The sequence below is a fragment of the Streptomyces sp. HmicA12 genome (assembly GCF_000373565.1).
Taxonomy (GTDB): domain Bacteria; phylum Actinomycetota; class Actinomycetes; order Streptomycetales; family Streptomycetaceae; genus Streptomyces.
In genome coordinates, this window is record NZ_KB891800.1 from 240,936 (window position 1) to 257,637 (window position 16,702).

At 70.0% G+C, this 16,702-nt stretch carries 19 protein-coding genes; 8 read left to right on the forward strand and 11 right to left on the reverse strand.

The window, feature by feature from the left end; translation table 11 throughout:
- Positions 1–107 precede the first annotated feature (107 nt).
- Positions 108–1,013, forward strand: coding sequence for a LysR family transcriptional regulator (locus tag B072_RS0109410; RefSeq protein WP_018529685.1), 906 nt, complete (start codon positions 108–110; stop codon positions 1,011–1,013).
- Positions 1,014–1,073: 60 nt separating this feature from the next.
- A complete protein-coding gene (locus B072_RS0109415; RefSeq protein ID WP_018529686.1) occupies positions 1,074–1,556 on the forward strand; it encodes an NUDIX domain-containing protein in 483 nt (160 codons plus the stop codon).
- A gap of 28 nt (positions 1,557–1,584) precedes the next feature.
- On the opposite strand, the gene B072_RS0109420 is transcribed toward B072_RS0109415, so the two are convergent.
- Both B072_RS0109420 and B072_RS0109425 read right to left on the reverse strand, forming a co-directional pair.
- On the reverse strand, positions 1,585–3,093 hold the full coding sequence (locus B072_RS0109420; RefSeq protein WP_078506358.1) for a globin domain-containing protein: 1,509 nt from the start codon (positions 3,091–3,093) through the stop codon (positions 1,585–1,587).
- A gap of 417 nt (positions 3,094–3,510) precedes the next feature.
- The gene (locus tag B072_RS0109425) at positions 3,511–4,149 is read right to left on the reverse strand and encodes an HAD family hydrolase (RefSeq protein WP_018529688.1); all 639 of its coding nucleotides are present in this window, start codon (positions 4,147–4,149) and stop codon (positions 3,511–3,513) included.
- A gap of 199 nt (positions 4,150–4,348) precedes the next feature.
- On the opposite strand from B072_RS0109425, the gene B072_RS0109430 reads away from it, so the two are divergent.
- Complete coding sequence (locus tag B072_RS0109430; protein WP_018529689.1) at positions 4,349–5,215, forward strand: GNAT family N-acetyltransferase; 867 nt, start codon at positions 4,349–4,351, stop codon at positions 5,213–5,215.
- A 76-nt stretch (positions 5,216–5,291) separates the two neighbouring features.
- Here the strand turns inward: B072_RS0109430 and B072_RS0109435 are convergent, their stop codons facing one another.
- Both B072_RS0109435 and B072_RS0109440 read right to left on the reverse strand, forming a co-directional pair.
- Positions 5,292–5,714, reverse strand: a complete 423-nt coding sequence (locus B072_RS0109435; protein WP_018529690.1) for a GlcG/HbpS family heme-binding protein — start codon at positions 5,712–5,714, stop codon at positions 5,292–5,294.
- Between the two features lie 81 nt (positions 5,715–5,795).
- The gene (locus B072_RS0109440; RefSeq protein ID WP_018529691.1) at positions 5,796–7,001 is read right to left on the reverse strand and encodes an MFS transporter; all 1,206 of its coding nucleotides are present in this window, start codon (positions 6,999–7,001) and stop codon (positions 5,796–5,798) included.
- A gap of 145 nt (positions 7,002–7,146) precedes the next feature.
- Here B072_RS0109440 and B072_RS0109445 point away from each other — a divergent pair, with 145 nt between their 5' ends.
- Positions 7,147–7,605 (forward strand): MarR family winged helix-turn-helix transcriptional regulator, encoded by a 459-nt coding sequence (locus B072_RS0109445; RefSeq protein WP_018529692.1) that lies wholly within the window; start codon positions 7,147–7,149, stop codon positions 7,603–7,605.
- Positions 7,606–7,637: 32 nt separating this feature from the next.
- Positions 7,638–8,090, forward strand: coding sequence for a GNAT family N-acetyltransferase (locus B072_RS0109450; RefSeq protein WP_018529693.1), 453 nt, complete (start codon positions 7,638–7,640; stop codon positions 8,088–8,090).
- 106 nt (positions 8,091–8,196) lie between these two features.
- On the opposite strand, the gene B072_RS0109455 is transcribed toward B072_RS0109450, so the two are convergent.
- Positions 8,197–9,579, reverse strand: a complete 1,383-nt coding sequence (locus B072_RS0109455; RefSeq protein ID WP_026245626.1) for a serine hydrolase domain-containing protein — start codon at positions 9,577–9,579, stop codon at positions 8,197–8,199.
- Positions 9,580–9,660: 81 nt separating this feature from the next.
- Between B072_RS0109455 and B072_RS0109460 the strand changes: the two genes are divergently transcribed.
- Positions 9,661–10,608, forward strand: a complete 948-nt coding sequence (locus B072_RS0109460) for a sigma-70 family RNA polymerase sigma factor (RefSeq protein ID WP_018529695.1) — start codon at positions 9,661–9,663, stop codon at positions 10,606–10,608.
- On the opposite strand, the gene B072_RS0109465 is transcribed toward B072_RS0109460, so the two are convergent.
- Complete coding sequence (locus B072_RS0109465) at positions 10,568–10,906, reverse strand: cyclic-phosphate processing receiver domain-containing protein (RefSeq protein ID WP_018529696.1); 339 nt, start codon at positions 10,904–10,906, stop codon at positions 10,568–10,570. The genes B072_RS0109460 and B072_RS0109465 overlap by 41 nt on opposite strands.
- Before the next feature lie 37 nt (positions 10,907–10,943).
- Positions 10,944–12,419 (reverse strand): replicative DNA helicase, encoded by a 1,476-nt coding sequence (dnaB, locus tag B072_RS0109470; protein WP_018529697.1) that lies wholly within the window; start codon positions 12,417–12,419, stop codon positions 10,944–10,946.
- A gap of 450 nt (positions 12,420–12,869) precedes the next feature.
- Between dnaB and B072_RS0109475 the strand changes: the two genes are divergently transcribed.
- The gene (locus B072_RS0109475; RefSeq protein WP_026245628.1) at positions 12,870–14,216 is read left to right on the forward strand and encodes an MATE family efflux transporter; all 1,347 of its coding nucleotides are present in this window, start codon (positions 12,870–12,872) and stop codon (positions 14,214–14,216) included.
- Between the two features lie 123 nt (positions 14,217–14,339).
- On the opposite strand, the gene rplI is transcribed toward B072_RS0109475, so the two are convergent.
- The 4 genes from rplI to rpsF all read right to left on the reverse strand — a co-directional run bounded on the left by rplI (position 14,340) and on the right by rpsF (position 16,070).
- Positions 14,340–14,786, reverse strand: a complete 447-nt coding sequence (gene rplI / locus B072_RS0109480; RefSeq protein ID WP_018529699.1) for a 50S ribosomal protein L9 — start codon at positions 14,784–14,786, stop codon at positions 14,340–14,342.
- Between the two features lie 18 nt (positions 14,787–14,804).
- Positions 14,805–15,041, reverse strand: coding sequence for a 30S ribosomal protein S18 (gene rpsR, locus B072_RS0109485; RefSeq protein WP_003949403.1), 237 nt, complete (start codon positions 15,039–15,041; stop codon positions 14,805–14,807).
- Between the two features lie 60 nt (positions 15,042–15,101).
- On the reverse strand, positions 15,102–15,707 hold the full coding sequence (locus B072_RS0109490) for a single-stranded DNA-binding protein (RefSeq protein ID WP_018529700.1): 606 nt from the start codon (positions 15,705–15,707) through the stop codon (positions 15,102–15,104).
- A 72-nt stretch (positions 15,708–15,779) separates the two neighbouring features.
- Positions 15,780–16,070, reverse strand: coding sequence for a 30S ribosomal protein S6 (rpsF, locus tag B072_RS0109495; protein WP_010353482.1), 291 nt, complete (start codon positions 16,068–16,070; stop codon positions 15,780–15,782).
- Positions 16,071–16,358: 288 nt separating this feature from the next.
- Here rpsF and B072_RS0109500 point away from each other — a divergent pair, with 288 nt between their 5' ends.
- Entirely contained in the window at positions 16,359–16,679 is a 321-nt protein-coding gene (locus B072_RS0109500) for a hypothetical protein (RefSeq protein WP_026245629.1), read from the forward strand.
- Positions 16,680–16,702 lie beyond the last annotated feature (23 nt).

The window sequence follows — 16,702 nt, forward strand, 5'->3', positions numbered from 1 at the left end:
ACAAGGCTAGTTGACTGTGTGTCAGTGTCCAATCACGGTAGCGACAGAGACCTATCGACTTATTTATAGTTGGCGGACTCGAGGCCAGTGAAGGGAGGGGCGCCGCCATGGATATCGCGCTGCTGCGCACCTTTGTGACGGTCCATCGGGCCGGGTCCTTCACCCGGGCCGCGGCCCTGCTCGGCCTCTCGCAGCCGGCGGTCACGTCCCAGATCCGCACGCTGGAGCGGCAGTTGGGGCGCCCGTTGTTCCTGCGACAGGCGCGGGGCGTGACGCCCACGACGATCGGTGACGAGCTGGCGCACCGGACGTCCCCGCATCTCGACGCCCTCGTGGAGATCACGGAGGCCGGGCTCGACGAGGAGTCCGCCTTCCGCACCCTGCACCTCGCCGGACCTCCGGAGTTCACCGCGGAGCGCGCCCTGCCCACTCTGACTGCGCTGACCAGGGACGACGGCCAGAGTGTCGCCTTGCGGGCGTCCTTCGGCACCGCCGAGGAGACCCTGGAGGGGCTCGCCGCCGGGCATCATGATCTGGCCATCACGACGGCCCGTCCCCGGGGCCCGCTGCTCACGGCGACTCCGCTCTGTGACGAGGAGCATGTCCTGGTCGCGGCGCCGCGCTGGGCGGCCCGCATCGGCTCCGGCAGGCTGCATCGCGACGCGGCGCCCTCGCTGGAGAAGTTCCCGGTGGTCGAGGTGCACGAGTCGCTCCCGTTGATGACGCGGTACTGGACGGCGGTCTTCGACTCCCGACCCGCGGTGTCCGGCACGGTCGTCGTGCCCGATCTGCGCGCGGTCCTGGCCTGCGTGATCGCGGGGGCGGGGCTCGCCGTCCTGCCGCGCTACCTGTGCGATCCGGCCCTGGACCGCGGCGAGATCGTCGCCCTGCTCGATCCGCCGGTGCCGCCGCTGCGCACGTACTTCCTGGTCGTGCGCACCGGCACACTCGCCCTGCCGCACATCGCGCGGGCGCACGAGTGGCTGTTGCGCGCTGCCGTCGACTGGTCGTGAAACGGGGGCGCGGACGGTGCGGAATGTTTCACGTGGAACCAGTCGGGCCACATTTCTCCCATGACCGTCCGACCCGTGGTCAAGCGCACCGCACGCGCCGTTCTGCTCGACGGCGACGACCTGATCCTGATCAAGCGGACCAAGCCCGGCGTCGATCCGTACTGGCTGACCCCCGGTGGCGGAGTCGAGCCGGAGGACACGACTGTCGTGGACGCCCTGCACCGTGAGGTGCACGAGGAACTCGGCGCCAAGATCACCGATGTGGTGCCCTGCTTCGTGGACACCGTCGAGCACATCGGCGAGGACGGCGGCGCGACCGGCGTGAAGGTCCAGCACTTCTTCGTCTGCCGCCTGGAGTCCATGGACCTCGACCAGCGGCACGGCCCCGAGATCGACGAGCCGTGCGGCGAGTACGAGATCGTGCGGGTGCCGTTCACCCGAGTCGGCATCGCCTCGGTCCACCTGGTGCCGCTCTCGCTGCGCCACTACCTGGACGGCAACATCGAGGGCGTACGGGCGATGCACGCGCCCGATCTGGGCTGAGGACGTCGATCACGTACGCGTACGGGGGTCAGCTCCCGGCGGCGACCAGGTCCTCCAGCGAGTCGTGCCGGATCCGGTCGCCGGGGATGCCGATGGAGCGCAGGGCGTCGACACCGCTGCGGATCATGCCGGGCGGGCCGGAGAGATAGGCGTCGTACTCGTGCCAGGGGCCGTACTCGCGGACCGCGTCCGGGAGCTGGAGATGGGCCAGCTGGTCGACGATCGGGCGGACCGCGAGCCAGGGGTGGCTCTGCTGGAGACGCAGCATCGTGTCGATGTCGTACAGGTCGTGGTCGGTGCGGGCGCCGTAGAACACCTCGACCGGGCGCCGCTCGCCGTGCTCGGCGACGTCCTCCACCAGTGCCTTGATGGGCGCGATGCCGGTGCCGCCGCCCAGGCAGAGCAGACCGCTGTCGGTGTTGTGGTCGACCGTCATGGAACCGGCGGGCGGGCCGAGGCGCAGCACGTCGCCGGGGCGGGCGCGGTGCACCAGGGCGTTGGAGACCCAGCCGGCCGGGACCGCCTTCACGTGGAACGAGAGCAGTCCGTCGGAGCGGGGCGCCGACGCGAACGAGTAGTGGCGCCAGATACGCGGCCACCACGGCGTCTCGAGGGTCGTGTACTGCCCGGCCAGGAACGGGTACGGCTGATCGGGCCGCACGGTGACGACAGCGATGTCAGGGGTGCGCAGATCGTGCGAGACGACCTCGGCGAGCCACCAGGCGGGCGCCTTCATCTCGTCCTCGGCCGCCGCGTCGATCATGACCTGGGAGATCGTGGTGTAGGTGCGGACCCAGGCGGCCTCCGCCTCGGCGCTCCACGTAGTCGTCGCGTAGCGGGTCAGCGCCGCGATGAGGCATTCGCCGACGGCCGGGTAGTGCTCGGCGTGCGTTCCGTACTTGCGGTGGCCTCTGCCCAGGTTCTTCAGGTACGGGACCAGGACGAGCTTGTTGTCGACGTGCTCGGCGGCGGTCAGCAGCGCCCTGAGGAGCCGGTCGCGCTGGGTGTCCATCGCGGCGGGGAAGAGCTGGCGCAGCTCCGGGTGGCGCACGAAGAGCAGCGCGTAGAAGTACGAGGTGACCTGGTCGGCGACGGGGCCGACCTCCTCCATCGTGCGGCGGACGAGGATCGCGTCGGGGGAGCCGTTGTCGCCCAGCGAACGCGGGGGGCGGGGTTCGGCGACGGGCCCGGTGGGGGCGGCGGGCGGTGCGTCGGCAGGGTTCGGCCGCACGGGCGCGGACGGCGGCTCGCGGCGGTCACGCGGCTCGCGAGGGTCACGCGGCTCGCGAGGGTCACGCGGCTCGGGTATTCGGCCTTCGCCGGCGTCCTGCCCGGCCGGTGCCGGTGCTTGTGCCGGTGCCGGGCGGCCCACAGGGCGTATCGGGGCGACTCGGCGGGCCTCAGCGGCCTCCTGGCCGGGTCCGCCGGTCGCCGGATCCGGGGTCTTGCGCGGCGTGAACCAGCCGCCCCCGCCGTCCGAACCGGAATCGGCCGACGTAGTGGTCGGAGCGTCCATGCTGTGCCTCGCCTCGAACATCTTTCGGTCGGTCTACGTACTTCCACGCTCTGCGGCGCTCTTCTGCGCGCTTCGGCGAGCGGAAGCCCTGCGGTTTCCCCCGTGTGGTTCGACAGTCAATGCGGCCCCACATTGAACACTGCATTCCGGCCCGCTACGGACAAGTAAGGCAAGAGTGTGACATTGTCCGCAGTCCTCTCAGCGCAGCTTGCCATGCGGTGTCAATGCACCGAACGCATAGCGGAAAGTGCAGGTCTTCGATCTCTTCGTACGGTTAGGCTGCGTGGGCCTGCGCGTGCCGCGGCTCCCGCTCCCCCTTGGGCTTCTCCGGTCCGGGCGTGAACCGGAGTCGACCCTACCGGCAGCCGCCGGGGCCACAAGCCCCTCCCGTCTTAACCGCCGTTCTGACCGGTCTCGCGCTCTCTGCAATTCGCTCAATTACCGGCCCCGCCGCACCAATTCGTACGCCTCTCGCAGATCACGTCCCGTATAGGAGTGCGTGGCGAGTCCCACAACGTACTGATCCGCATTGACCGCGACCGATACCGGCACGGCGCCGAAGAGATCCACGTCCGACAGGGAGTCGCCGTACGCAATGCAATCCTCCTGCCCCACCCCGAACCCTTCACACAGGCGGTTCGCGATCTTCACCTTGGCCGCGGCGCTGAGGACTCCCGCCGGGTCGACGGGCTCGGTGAACGGAACGGCCGGGAAGCGCGATCCGCAGGCCGCGTGCGCGCCCCACGCCGTAAGTCGCTCCACGAAGAACGACGGCGAGAGCGAGACCACCGCGCAGTAGTCCCCGCGCTCACGGATCTCCGCCCAGGTCTCCCGGATGCCCAGGAGCCAGGGCGCTCCCTCGAACGCGGCCGCGACATGGTCGACCGTCAGCTGCGACCACAGGGCGTGGATGCGGCGGGCGTACTCCGGCGGACCGATGCGCTGCGCGCCGATCTCGACGTCCAGGGCGAGCGTCTCGGCCTCCAGGCCGAGTTGCCGCGATATCTGCACGGGCGCCGAGGTGCCGTGCAGGAGCGTTCCGTCGAGGTCGAAGAGGTGCAGTCTCGGTCGCGTCATGGACGCCGACGCTAGTGCCCCGGACCGCCCCACCCCTGGACTCCTGTGAAACCGGCATCGGCACCTTGTTTCACGTGAAACTTCGTCGCCCGGCACCCGACGGGCCGACGTCGTGCCTGCCCCGACGTGGCCGAAAGCACCGGGCCACTGCAGGCAAAGTGGTGGACGGCACCGCCCTGAGTCCGACAGCCTGACCTGCGTGTCGACACCTTCCCTCTCCGATCTGCCCATTCGCCGCCTCACCCGGCGCGATGTCCTGGCCTGCGCCGACCTCTCGGAGGACCGCGGCTGGCCCCGCGAAGAACACAAGTGGGGCCTGCTGCTGACCGCCGGTACGGGCTACGGCATCGACGACCCCGAAGGCGGGCTCGTCAGTGCCTGCGTGGTGACCGAGTACGGGCCCGGGGAGCGGCCCGAGCTCGGCGCGATCGGCATGGTCCTGGTCGCCGAACGTCACGCGCGCCAGGGAGTCGGCAGGCGCCTGATGCAGTACGTCGTCGAGCGGGCGGGCACGACCCCGCTGACGCTGCACGCGACACCGTACGGACGGCCGCTCTACGAAGAGCTGGGGTTCAAGGTCACCGGCCGGGCCGAGATGGTCCGCGGCCGGTTCGTCGCGGGCGGTGCGGAGCCCACGGTCGCCACCCGCCCGGCCACCGCGGAGGACCTCACGGCGATCCTGCGACTGGACGCCGAGGTCTTCGGCCCCGACCGCACTCACATCATCGCGCGGCTGCCGGCCTTCGCGGACCAGCTGCGCGTGGCCGAGCAGGGCGGCGAGCTCATCGGCTACGCGGCCGCCTGGCCCAACATGGACACGCACGTCGTCGGCCCCCTCATCGCCCGTGACACCGAGACGGCGAAGGCGCTGGTCGCCTCCCTCGCGGAGGGCACGGACCGGCCGCTGCGCACCGACATCGACGTACGCCACGAAGAGTTGCGCGCGTGGGTGAAGGAGCGCGGCCTGGAAGGCGTCAGCTTCAACGCGGTGATGAACTACGGTGCGCCGGACCTGCCCGGCGACTGGACCCGCCGCTTCGCTCCGCTGACGGTCGCCGCGGGCTGACACCGCCCCATCAACAGCTCCGCCCCCAAGTGCCGCTGTCGTGCGGCGACTTGGGGGCGGAGCTGTTGATGGGGGCTCAGGCGAGCGTGTCGACGGCCTCGGTGGCGAAGCCGTGGTCCTGCTCGGGCGCACCGCCACCGACGCCGACGGCACCGATGAGGCGGCCGTCGCGGTGGACGGGCAGGCCGCCGGCGATGAACAGCAGCGGCTGGTCGAGGGCGGTGGGCAGGGTGTGGAAGGGCCCGTCCGGCTTGACCAGGTCGACCAGGTCGGCGGTCGGGGCGTTCAGCTGCAGCGCGGTGTACGCCTTGCGGGTGCTGGTCTCCCCGGAGATGAGGACGGCGCGGTCGTCACGGCGGAAGGCGAGGAGGTGACCGCCCGCGTCGAGGACGGTGACGCTGACGGCCACTCCGGCCTCCTCGGCCGCACGGCGGGCGGCGGAGACGAGGGTCTCGGCGTCCTCGATGGTCAGCGGGGCGACGGCGGTGGGGGTGCTCATGAGGTGGTGCTCCTTGCGAGGTGATGCTGGTTGACGCGAATTCAGGGGAGACGAGAGGGCGGCCGTGGGGCGGCGCTCGGGTCAGTGGTGGACCGGTTCCACGAGCGGCTGCTCGGCGGCCGCGACAACGCGGCTCGGGGCGGGCGTACGGCGCTCCAGGAAGGCCGACAGGACGGCGAGGACGAGGGCGCTCGCGGCGAGAGCGGCACCGACCCAGTTCGGGGCGGTGTAGCCGAGCCCCGCGGAGATCACCAGGCCGCCGAGCCAGGCGGAGAGCGCGTTGCCCGCGTTGAAGGCGCCGATGTTGACGGCCGAGGCGAGCGTCGGAGCGCCGGACGCCTGGTCGAGGACCCGCTTCTGCAGCGGCGGCACGGTCGCGAAGCCGAGCGCGCCGATCAGGGCGATGGTGATCGCGGCCAGGAACTTGTGGTGCGCGGTGACCGTGAAGAGGCCGAGCACGAGGGCGAGGGCGCCGAGCGAGACGTACAGCATCGGCATCAGGGCACGGTCGGCGAACCTGCCGCCGATGAGGTTGCCGCCGACCATGCCGAGCCCGAAGAGGACGAGCAGCCAGGTGACGGAACCGTCCGCGAATCCGGCGACGTGGGTCATCATCGGCGTGATGTAGGTGATGGCCGCGAAGACGCCGCCGAAGCCGAGCACGGTCATCGCCATGGCGAGCAGGACCTGCACGTTCTTGAAGGCGGCGACCTCGTGGCGCAGGTGGACGCCCTCGGGCTTGGGCATGTCCGGTACGAGCTTGGCGATGCCGGCGAGGCCGATCACCCCGAGCCCGGCGACGACCGCGAAGGTCACGCGCCAGCCGATGTTCTGCCCGATGAGGGTGCCGAGCGGAACGCCGACGACGTTGGCCACGGTCAGGCCCGTGAACATCATGGCGATCGCTCCGGCCTTCTTCTGCGGGGCGACCAGTTCGGCGGCGACGACCGAGCCGATGCCGAAGAACGCGCCGTGGGCGAGCGAGGCGACCACGCGGCCTATCAGCATGACGGCGAAGACGGGCGCGACGGCGGAGAGCAGGTTGCCGACGATGAAGAAGCCCATCAGCAGCATCAGCATCCGCTTGCGCGGGATGCGGGTGCCCAGAACGGTCATCAGCGGGGCGCCGAGCATGACGCCGACGGCATAGCCGGTGACCAGGAATCCGGCCGTGGGGATGGAGACGCCGAAGTCACCCGCGACCTGTGGGAGGAGTCCCATGATCACGAATTCCGTGGTTCCGATCCCGAAGGCCCCGATCGCGAGAGCCAGAAGCGCGAGAGGCATGGGGGTTCACCTTCCCAGATTGTTGCGGGTGCGCTTTACGAGACCTCACAATAATTGCAGACGCTGGTTAATTGCAAGCGCGGGCAATTTCGCGACATCGACTACCCTGGTACGCATCCACTCCGGGACGGAGGATCCTCGAGCCATGACCGCCACAGACCCCGCACTCACCGCCCTCTCCCAGGGCTGGTGCGCCCTCTCCCTGCTGCACGGGAGGATCGAGGCCCGCATCGAGCGCGCACTGCAGGCCGGGCACGGCCTGAGCGTGCGGGAGTACTCGCTGCTCGACGTGCTGAGCCGCCAGCACGACGGCGAGGGCGGCCATCTCCAGATGAAGCAGGTCGCCGACGCCGTCGTGCTCAGCCAGAGCGCGACGACCCGCCTGGTCACTCGCCTCGAGGACCGCGGCCTGCTCCAGCGCTACCTGTGCCCCACCGACCGGCGCGGCATCTACACGAACGTCTCCGAGTCCGGCCTGAAGCTCCTCGAAGAGGCCCGCCCGACCAACCAGGCCGCCCTGCGCGAGGCCCTCGACACCGCGGCCGAGAACCCCGAACTCGCCCCGCTGGTCAGGGCCGTCGAGGAGCTGCGCGTACCCGCGTAGGACGCGTGTGCAGGCCCCTCTAGGCTGCGGCCATGGGAGATCTTGAGATCAGGCCCGCCGCGGCCGAGGACGTTCCGGCGATCGTGGCGATGCTGGCGGACGACCCGCTGGGCGCGCGGCGCGAGTCGCCGGACGACCTCACGCCGTACCTCGCCGCGCACGCGCGCCTGGCCACCGACCCGAACCAGCACCTGGTCGTCGCCGTCCGGGACGGCCGGGTCGTCGGCACCCTGCAGCTCACCGTCATTCCCGGGCTCTCCCGCAAGGGCTCCACACGCTCGATCATCGAGGGCGTCCGCATCCACTCCGACGAGCGCGGCAGCGGGCTCGGCACGCAGCTCATCACCTGGGCCGTCGACGAATCCCGGCGCCAGGGCTGCCAGTTGGTCCAGCTGACCTCGGACGTCACCCGCACCGACGCGCACCGCTTCTACGAGCGGCTCGGTTTCGTGGCCTCCCATGTGGGGTTCAAGCTCCAGCTCTGAGCGGCCCCGTGCATGCGGATGGGCGCTTGTTTCACGTGAAACAAGCCGTGAAACGAGCGCCCACGCAGCACTCTCCGCCGACCACACGCCGACTACGCGCTGGTGGCTACCGCGGAATTCCCCGCCAGCCCTCCGGGTCCACCCCGCCGGGCACCGGCGCGCTCTCGTCGTACGGCTGCCGCGTGAAGACGAAGGACCCGAGGTCCAGGTGGCTCACCGAGCCGTCGGGGCGTCGGACGGCCCTCAGCACCTCCCCCGCGTAGTAGCCGTCGAGCCCGGTCCAGGTGCCGTCCTCGTTCGCACGGAACCGGGAGCGCCGTCCCCCGCCGGCCACCGGCCCGAGGTCGACCCCGCCGTCGGCCGACAGCCGCAGCGCCACGACCTGCGTGCCCCAGTACCAGGGCCCCGCCAACTCCATTACGGCGGAGTCGACTTCGGGCAGCGGGCGCCACGGCTCGGGCATGCGCGGCTCGGCCTCGGCGACGATACCGAGGAGCTCGGCGGCCACCGTCGCCGCGGGCACCCCGGACGTGCAGTTGGCCAGCGTGACGGCCGCGAGCCCTTCCTCCTCGCTCAGCCACAGCCCCGCCACGAACCCGGGCAACGACCCCGAGTGGCCCACGAGGGTCAGCCCGCCCCCGTGCACCACCTGCGTGCCGAGCCCGTACGAGGAGTCCCCGGCTCCGGGCAAGGTCGGCGCGGCGGGAGTGCGCATCTCCCGTACGGACTCCGCGCTCAGCACCCGGTCGTCGCCCATGGCCAGGAACGAGGCGAACGTCAGCAGATCCCGCGCCGTCGACCACAGTTGGCCGGCGGGCGCCATCAGGCCGAGGTCCTCGCTCGGCTCCGGCAGCAGCACGTCGGCGTAGGGGTGCACGGCCCAGCCCCCGGCATGCGGCATCCGCGGCTCGGCGCTCGTCCGCGTCAGACCGAGCGGTTCGAGGATCTCGGCGCGCAGGGCCTCCTCCCAGGAGACGCCACGCACCTTCTCGACCAGCGCGCCCAGGAGCGTGTAACCGGGATTCGAGTAGTGGTGACGGCGCCCGACGGGATGCCGGAACGGCTGCTCCCCGAGGACATCGGCGAGGGTCGGGCGGAGCGAGGCGGACGAACGCTCCCACCACTCGCCCGGCGTCTCGGCCGCCAACCCGCCGGTGTGGGCGAGGAGTTCGGCGACGGTGACATCCCCGGCACCGGTCCCGGGAAGGTGCTTCTCCAGCGGGTCACCCAGGTCGAGCAGTCCTTCGTCACGCAGCCGCAGCACCAGCACGGCCGTGAACGTCTTCGTGATCGAGCCGATCCGGTACTGCACGTTCTCGTCGGGGCCGTGCCCGTCCACCGAGGTGCGCGATCCCGTCCACACCAGCTCCCCGTCCCGGGCCACCGCCGCGACGAGGGACGGAGCACGCCCCTCGCTCTGCGCGACGGCGACGCGGTGGAGGAGGGCGCGGCGCGTGGTGGGCAACAACTCTTCTGAGGGTGTCGTCATACGCCCAGTCCATCTCGGGTGCCGGCCCGCGTCGAACCGTTTTCGCCAGGGGCCGATCGCTGCCCCCCGTAGCGTGGACCCATGGCGACGACGAGACACGAGGGGCGGCTGCCGCAGGACGAGTTGGCACGGCGCTTCGAGGAGCACCGCGGGCAGCTGCGCGGCGTCGCGTACCGCCTGCTCGGCTCGCTCAACGACGCGGACGACGCGGTGCAGGAGGCCTGGCTGCGGCTGAGCCGCACCGACGCCGCCGCCATCGACAACCTGGCCGCCTGGCTGCGCACGGTGGTCTCCCGCATCTGCCTCGACCTGCTGCGCTCACGCTCCGCCCGCCGTGAGGAGTTCGTCGGGAACCTGCCCGACGAGATCTGGGACGAGGGCGACGGCACCGGCCCGGAGAGCGAGGCCGTACTGGTCGACGCGGTGGGCCGCGCCCTGCTCGTGGTCCTGGACGCGCTGAGCCCCGCGGAGCGCGTCGCCTTCGTGCTGCACGATCTGTTCGCGGTCCCCTTCGCCGAGATCGCGCCCATCGTGGAACGCACCCCCGTCACCACGAAGAAGCTCGCGAGCCGCGCCCGCCAACGGGTCCAGGGCGCATCCACGGTCCCCGCCCCGGAACTGGACCGGCAACGACACGTCGTCGACGCCTTCCTCACCGCCGCCCGCGACGGCGATCTGAACGCGCTCCTCGCGGTCCTCGCCCCCGACGTCGTCCGCCACGCGGACCCGCTCACCCTGCCGCCCGGCGCACCGGCCCGAGTACGGGGCGCCGACGAGGTGGCCCGCGAGACGGTCCTCCTGCGCCGCAACGCCCACTTCGCCGCGACGGCCCTCATCGACGGCCGCCCCGGCATCGTCGTGGCCCCGCGCGGCCGCCTGCTGCTCGCCCTGACCGTCACGGTCACGGACGGCCGCGTGGCCGCGTACGAGGTGATCGCGGACCCGGAACGCCTGGCGGAACTGCGGATCTCGCTGCTGCCCGACCCCTTCAGGCCGTGGTCCGACGGACCCGGTAGCTCCAGCGCGTGAGCGACCGGACGACGGTCTCGGCGCCGATGGGATGGGCACTGTGGACGAAGACCGTCCCGACGCGGAACGGCCGGCCCTCGAAGGCGGCCTCCGCCAGGAGGGTCACCACCGGCATGATGCTGTCGTCGCCGCCGAGATCGTGATCGAGCCGGAGTTCGTCGATGAACGTGTCGCGGTGCTCTTCCAGGAGGTCGACGCCTTCGCGGCTGCTGCGCGCGATCCGCGTGGCTCGTGGAAGCGGTCGCAGATCGTCGGTGCCGAGGATCACGGGCTGCATCGTGGCCGGGTCGTGCGTCACCCGGCCATCATCGCAACGCACGCCGTACGGCGCGGAATCAGGTCTGCGCCATGTCCACGAAGCGGGAGTAGTGGCCCTGGAAGGCGACCGTGATCGTGGCCGTCGGGCCGTTACGGTGCTTGCCGACGATGATGTCGGCCTCGCCCGCGCGCGGGGACTCCTTCTCGTACGCGTCCTCGCGGTGCAGCAGGATGACCATGTCGGCGTCCTGCTCGATGGAGCCGGACTCACGCAGGTCGGACACCATCGGCTTCTTGTCCGTGCGCTGCTCGGGACCACGGTTCAGCTGCGAGAGCGCGATCACCGGGACCTCGAGCTCCTTGGCCAGCAGCTTCAGGTTTCGGGACATGTCCGAGACCTCCTGCTGACGGCTCTCGGAGCGCTTCGAGCCACCGGCCTGCATCAGCTGCAGGTAGTCGATGATCACGAGCCGGATGTCGTTGCGCTGCTTGAGCCGACGGCACTTCGCGCGGATCTCCATCATCGACAGGTTCGGGGAGTCGTCGATGTAGAGCGGCGCGGCCGAGACCTCGGGCATCCGGCGCGCGAGGCGCGTCCAGTCCTCGTCCGTCATCGTGCCCGAGCGCATGTGGTGCAGCGCCACGCGTGCCTCGGCCGACAGCAGACGCATCGCGATCTCGTTGCGCCCCATTTCGAGGGAGAAGATGACGCTGGGCAGGTTGTTCTTGATGGACGCCGCACGCGCGAAGTCCAGCGCCAGCGTGGACTTACCCATGGCGGGGCGGGCGGCGATGACGATCATCTGGCCCGGGTGAAGACCGTTGGTGAGCGAGTCGAAGTCGGTGAAGCCGGTCGGCACACCGGTCATCTCGCCGCTGCGCGAGCCGATCGCCTCGATCTCGTCGAGCGCGCCCTCCATGATGTCGCCGAGCGGGAGGTAGTCCTCGCTGGTGCGCTGCTCGGTGACGGCGTAGATCTCGGCCTGCGCCCTGTTGACGATCTCGTCGACGTCGTCGTCGGCCGCGTATCCCATCTGCGTGATCCGCGTGCCCGCCTCGACGAGACGACGCAGCACGGCCCGCTCGTGGACGATCTCCGCGTAGTACTCCGCGTTCGCCGCGGTCGGGACCGTCTGGACGAGCGTGTGCAGATACGATGCGCCGCCGACCTTGTTGATCTCTCCGCGCTTGGTCAGCTCGGCGGCGATGGTGATCGGGTCGGCAGGCTCGCCCTTGGCGTAGATGTCGAGGATCGCCTGGAAGATCGTCTCGTGGGCCGGCTTGTAGAAGTCGGCGCCCTTGAGCACCTCGACGACGTCGGCGATCGCGTCCTTCGACAGGAGCATGCCACCGAGCACGGACTGCTCGGCATCCAGATCCTGCGGCGGTACGCGCTCGAACGTGGTGGGCCCCTCGTCCCAGCCGCCGTCCTCCCGGCCCCGCTCGTGCTGGTCACCCTGGCGACCACCGCCCCGGCGCGGCCGGGAAGGGGGCAGACGATCACTGGGACCGCCATCGGCCCAGGGGTCGTCCAACGGCTCGGAGATACTCACCGGGCCACCTCCTCCCGTCCGCCGAGCGGACCTCGCCGTGCCCTTCATTCCTACGGCACGACACTGACAAATAAGGGGCCCGACTCCGGTTCCGACGCGTCGGTTTTGTGAGGTTTCCGAGGCCGGTGGACACGGTGGGCGCCGCACCACGTTAGGCGTGTCGGCACCGTCAGCCAATCTGGTTATCCACAGGCGCTGTGGAAGACGAGCCTCTCGCTGTGGAGAACCGGGGAAAACCTGTGCACGACCCGGTGGACAGCCCTGTGAACAAGCCCTCAGGCATTCCCACACACAGGTTCTGACCTGCATGTTTCCCGTCCACCGGCTGTGCAGAAGAAAAACTTTCCCAGTCGGCCCAAGATCTCCAGGGGCACGGTTCCACGGCGTTCGCGAACCCACTCGAAGTAAGGGTCACTATGCAATTGCATCTCTTACCTGTGGAAGATTAGATTGGTGCCCATGACACAGGCTCCCGTGACGCCCAAGGCCGCAAGACGTCGGCACGACCGCGAGATCGTCGCCCTCGCCGTTCCCGCCTTCGGCGCACTCGTCGCGGAGCCGCTCTTCCTCATGGCCGACAGCGCCATCGTCGGCCATCTCGGCACCGCCCAACTGGCCGGACTCGCCGTCGCCTCGGCCCTGCTCACGACCGCGGTCAGCGTCTTCGTCTTCCTCGCCTACGCCACCACCGCCGCCGTCGCCCGCCGGGTCGGCGCGGGTGATCCACGAGCCGCGATCCAGCAAGGCATGGACGGCATCTGGCTCGCCCTGCTCCTCGGCGCCGCGGTCATCGCCGTCGTACTGCCCACCGCCCCCGCCCTGGTCGAGGTCTTCGGCGCCTCGGACACCGCGGCCCCGTACGCGACCACGTACCTGCGCATCTCCGCACTCGGCATCCCCGCGATGCTCGTCGTCCTGGCCGCCACCGGTGTTCTGCGCGGACTCCAGAACACCAAGACCCCGCTGTACGTGGCCGTCGCCGGTTTCATCGCCAACGCCGCCCTCAATTTCGGCCTCGTCTACGGCGCCGACCTCGGTATCGCGGGCTCCGCCTGGGGCACCGTCATCGCCCAGCTCGGCATGGCAGCGATCTACCTGGTCGTCGTCGTCCGCGGGGCCCGCCGCCACGGCGCCTCACTCCGCCCCGACCTGGCAGGCATACGCGCCAGCGCCCAGGCAGGCACTCCACTCCTCGTCCGCACGCTCGCACTCCGTGCGGTCCTGATGATCGCCACGGCGGTCGCGGCCCGGCTGGGCGACGCGGACGTGGCAGCGCACCAGATCATCCTGTCCCTGTGGAGCCTGCTGGCCTTCGCCCTCGATGCCATCGCCATCGCCGGCCAGGCCATCATCGGCCGGTATCTAGGTGCCGACGACGCCGAAGGCGCCCGTGACGTCTGCCGCCGCATGGTGCAGTGGGGCATCGCGGCCGGAGTGGTTCTGGGAGTCCTGGTCGTCGCCGCACGTCCGCTCTTCGTCCCGTTGTTCACCAGCGACCCGGTCGTGCAGGACGCCGCCCTGCCCGCCCTCGTCGTCGTGGCGCTCTCCCAGCCCATCTGCGGCATCGTGTTCGTGCTCGACGGCGTCCTCATGGGTGCCGGCGACGGGCCGTACCTGGCCTGGGCCATGCTGATCACCCTGGTGGTCTTCACCCCGGTGGCGCTGCTGGTGCCGGCCCTCGGCGGCGGACTCACCGCACTGTGGGGAGCCATGACGCTGATGATGGCGGTGCGGATGGTGACGCTGTGGGTGCGCTACCGCTCCGGCCGTTGGGCCGTCACCGGTGCCACGCGCTGACCGAAGCGCCCTGTTTCACGTGAAACAGGGCCGCGCTGAGCCTCGGGCATGACCACAAGCATGTGGGGCCGCACCCCGAAGGGTGCGGCCCCACATTCGCTTCAGCGCTGCTCAGGGCAGTGCTCAGGCAGCGACGACCTCGACGTTGACCTTGGCGGCAACCTCGGGGTGCAGACGCACGGTCGCCTCGTGGGCGCCCAGCGTCTTGATCGGCGAGCCCAGCTCGACGCGGCGCTTGTCGACCTTCGGGCCACCGGCGGTCTCGATCGCCGAAGCGACGTCAGCCTGGGTGACGGAACCGAAGAGACGACCGGCGTCGCCGGAGCGGACGGCCAGACGGACCTTCGTACCCTCGAGCTTGGCCTTGATCTCGTTGGCCTGCTCGATGGTCGCGATCTCGTGGATCTTGCGGGCGCGGCGGATCTGCGCCACGTCCTGCTCGCCACCCTTGGTCCAGCGGATCGCGAAACCACGCGGGACCAGGTAGTTGCGGGCGTACCCGTCCTTGACGTCGACGACGTCACCGGCGGTGCCGAGGCCAGAGACCTCGTGGGTCAGGATGATCTTCATTTTTCGGTCACCCTTCCCTTATCGCGCGGTGGACGTGTAGGGCAGCAGCGCCATCTCACGGCTGTTCTTGACGGCCGTGGCGACGTCACGCTGGTGCTGCGTGCAGTTGCCGGTCACGCGGCGGGCACGGATCTTGCCGCGGTCGGAAATGAACTTCCGCAGCATGTTCGTGTCCTTGTAGTCCACGTACGTGACCTTGTCCTTGCAGAACGCGCAGACCTTCTTCTTAGGCTTGCGCACAGGCGGCTTCGCCATGGTGTTTCTCCTGTGTGATCAAGAAGTGTGGGTGCGAGCCCGGCCCCGAGGGGCACTTCCCTAGAAGGGGGGCTCGTCCGAGTAGCCGCCGCCGGAGCCGCCGGAGCTTCCGCCCCAGCCGCCACCGCCGCCGCCCTGCTGCTGGCCGCCGCCGGCCGGCGCACCGGTCGCCCAGGGGTCGTCGGCGGGAGCACCGCCGCCGCCACCCTGCTGCTGACCGCCACCGGAGCCACCGCTCCAGCCGCCGCCCTGCTGGCCGCCACCGCCGCCGCCGTAACCGCCCTGGCCACCACGGCCACCACCACTGGTCTTGGTGACCTTGGCCGTGGCACTGCGGAGGCTGGCGCCGACTTCCTCGACGTCCAGCTCGTAGACCGTGCGCTTGACGCCCTCACGGTCCTCGTAGGACCGCTGCTTCAGCCGGCCCTGCACGATGACGCGCATGCCTCGCTGGAGCGACTCCGCGACGTTCTCCGCCGCCTGACGCCAGACCGAGCAGGTCAGGAACAGGCTCTCGCCGTCCTTCCACTCATTGGTCTGCCGGTCGAAGGTGCGGGGAGTGGACGCGACACGGAACTTCGCGACCGCCGCACCGGAAGGGGTGAAGCGCAGCTCGGGGTCGTCGACAAGATTGCCGACGACCGTGATGACGGTCTCGCCTGCCATGGGGTACCTCTCGGCGGGTTTGCTGCGGACTGCTTGCTGCTACTCGAGTCCCGAGTGGCTGAACCGGGAGGTTCAGTGGGTCTCGGGGCGGAGGACCTTGGTCCGGAGGACCGACTCGTTCAGGTTCATCTGGCGGTCGAGCTCCTTGACGATCGCGGGCTCAGCCTGCAGATCGATGACCGAGTAGATGCCCTCGGGCTTCTTCTTGATCTCGTACGAGAGACGACGACGGCCCCAGGTGTCGACCTTCTCGACCTTTCCGTTGCCCTCACGGACGACGGAGAGGAAGTTCTCGATCAGGGGGGCGACAGCGCGCTCCTCCAGATCGGGGTCGAGGATGACCATCACCTCGTAGTGACGCATGTGGAACCCACCTCCTTTGGACTCAGCGGCCACGGTCGTTCCGTGGCAGGAGGGTTGTTATGCGTGAGCAACGGTATCGGCCACCACTGACAATCCGGCCTCCGGAGGAGAACCGTGCAGATCAGTGGGTATCCATCCCTCGTCGGGATGTGGGCAGACACCGATGCAGACGGTACAGACTACCCGCACCTCGGCTTCCGGTTGAAATCCGACAGCAGACGACCGCAGTCTGTACACATCGGGTGTGTACGGCGCTACGATGCGCCGCCTTCCGCAGGAGGTGCCCTCATGGCACAAGCAATGCGACCGAACAGCACGAGCGCCGGCTCTCTCTTCGCGACCGACGGCAAGTCCCATCCGCTTCCCGACACGCTGGTAGCGGTGACCGCGGTGCTCGGAGCGATCGCGATCATCACGTCGCTCTGGAGCGGCCTTCACCTGCTCAGCTCGTGGACCGGCCTCGCCGGGATCCTCACGGGGGCCTACGGCCAGTACGTCTCCGAGACGACCCGGGAGCGATTCGTCCTGATCCTGGGCCTGGGAGCCTCGGCCATCGGCTTCTTCATCGGCATGGCCCACGGGGGTTTGTTCGGCGGGGTCATCGGCTGACTCCGGGCCACCCGCGAAGGCCG

What these genes read in the sequence shown, in the direction of transcription:
- rplI (WP_018529699.1), bottom strand. Translation starts at nt 14,786, where the DNA reads ATGAAGATCATCCTGACCCACGAGGTCTCTGGCCTCGGCACCGCCGGT.
- B072_RS0109440 (WP_018529691.1), bottom strand. Translation starts at nt 7,001, where the DNA reads ATGCCTCTCGCGCTTCTGGCTCTCGCGATCGGGGCCTTCGGGATCGGA.
- B072_RS0109490 (WP_018529700.1), bottom strand. Translation starts at nt 15,707, where the DNA reads ATGGCAGGCGAGACCGTCATCACGGTCGTCGGCAATCTTGTCGACGAC.
- B072_RS0109500 (WP_026245629.1), top strand. Translation starts at nt 16,359, where the DNA reads ATGGCACAAGCAATGCGACCGAACAGCACGAGCGCCGGCTCTCTCTTC.
- rpsF (WP_010353482.1), bottom strand. Translation starts at nt 16,070, where the DNA reads ATGCGTCACTACGAGGTGATGGTCATCCTCGACCCCGATCTGGAGGAG.
- B072_RS0109455 (WP_026245626.1), bottom strand. Translation starts at nt 9,579, where the DNA reads ATGACGACACCCTCAGAAGAGTTGTTGCCCACCACGCGCCGCGCCCTC.
- B072_RS0109425 (WP_018529688.1), bottom strand. Translation starts at nt 4,149, where the DNA reads ATGACGCGACCGAGACTGCACCTCTTCGACCTCGACGGAACGCTCCTG.
- B072_RS0109420 (WP_078506358.1), bottom strand. Translation starts at nt 3,093, where the DNA reads ATGTTCGAGGCGAGGCACAGCATGGACGCTCCGACCACTACGTCGGCC.
- B072_RS0109460 (WP_018529695.1), top strand. Translation starts at nt 9,661, where the DNA reads ATGGCGACGACGAGACACGAGGGGCGGCTGCCGCAGGACGAGTTGGCA.
- B072_RS0109415 (WP_018529686.1), top strand. Translation starts at nt 1,074, where the DNA reads ATGACCGTCCGACCCGTGGTCAAGCGCACCGCACGCGCCGTTCTGCTC.
- B072_RS0109445 (WP_018529692.1), top strand. Translation starts at nt 7,147, where the DNA reads ATGACCGCCACAGACCCCGCACTCACCGCCCTCTCCCAGGGCTGGTGC.
- B072_RS0109450 (WP_018529693.1), top strand. Translation starts at nt 7,638, where the DNA reads ATGGGAGATCTTGAGATCAGGCCCGCCGCGGCCGAGGACGTTCCGGCG.
- rpsR (WP_003949403.1), bottom strand. Translation starts at nt 15,041, where the DNA reads ATGGCGAAGCCGCCTGTGCGCAAGCCTAAGAAGAAGGTCTGCGCGTTC.
- B072_RS0109435 (WP_018529690.1), bottom strand. Translation starts at nt 5,714, where the DNA reads ATGAGCACCCCCACCGCCGTCGCCCCGCTGACCATCGAGGACGCCGAG.
- B072_RS0109410 (WP_018529685.1), top strand. Translation starts at nt 108, where the DNA reads ATGGATATCGCGCTGCTGCGCACCTTTGTGACGGTCCATCGGGCCGGG.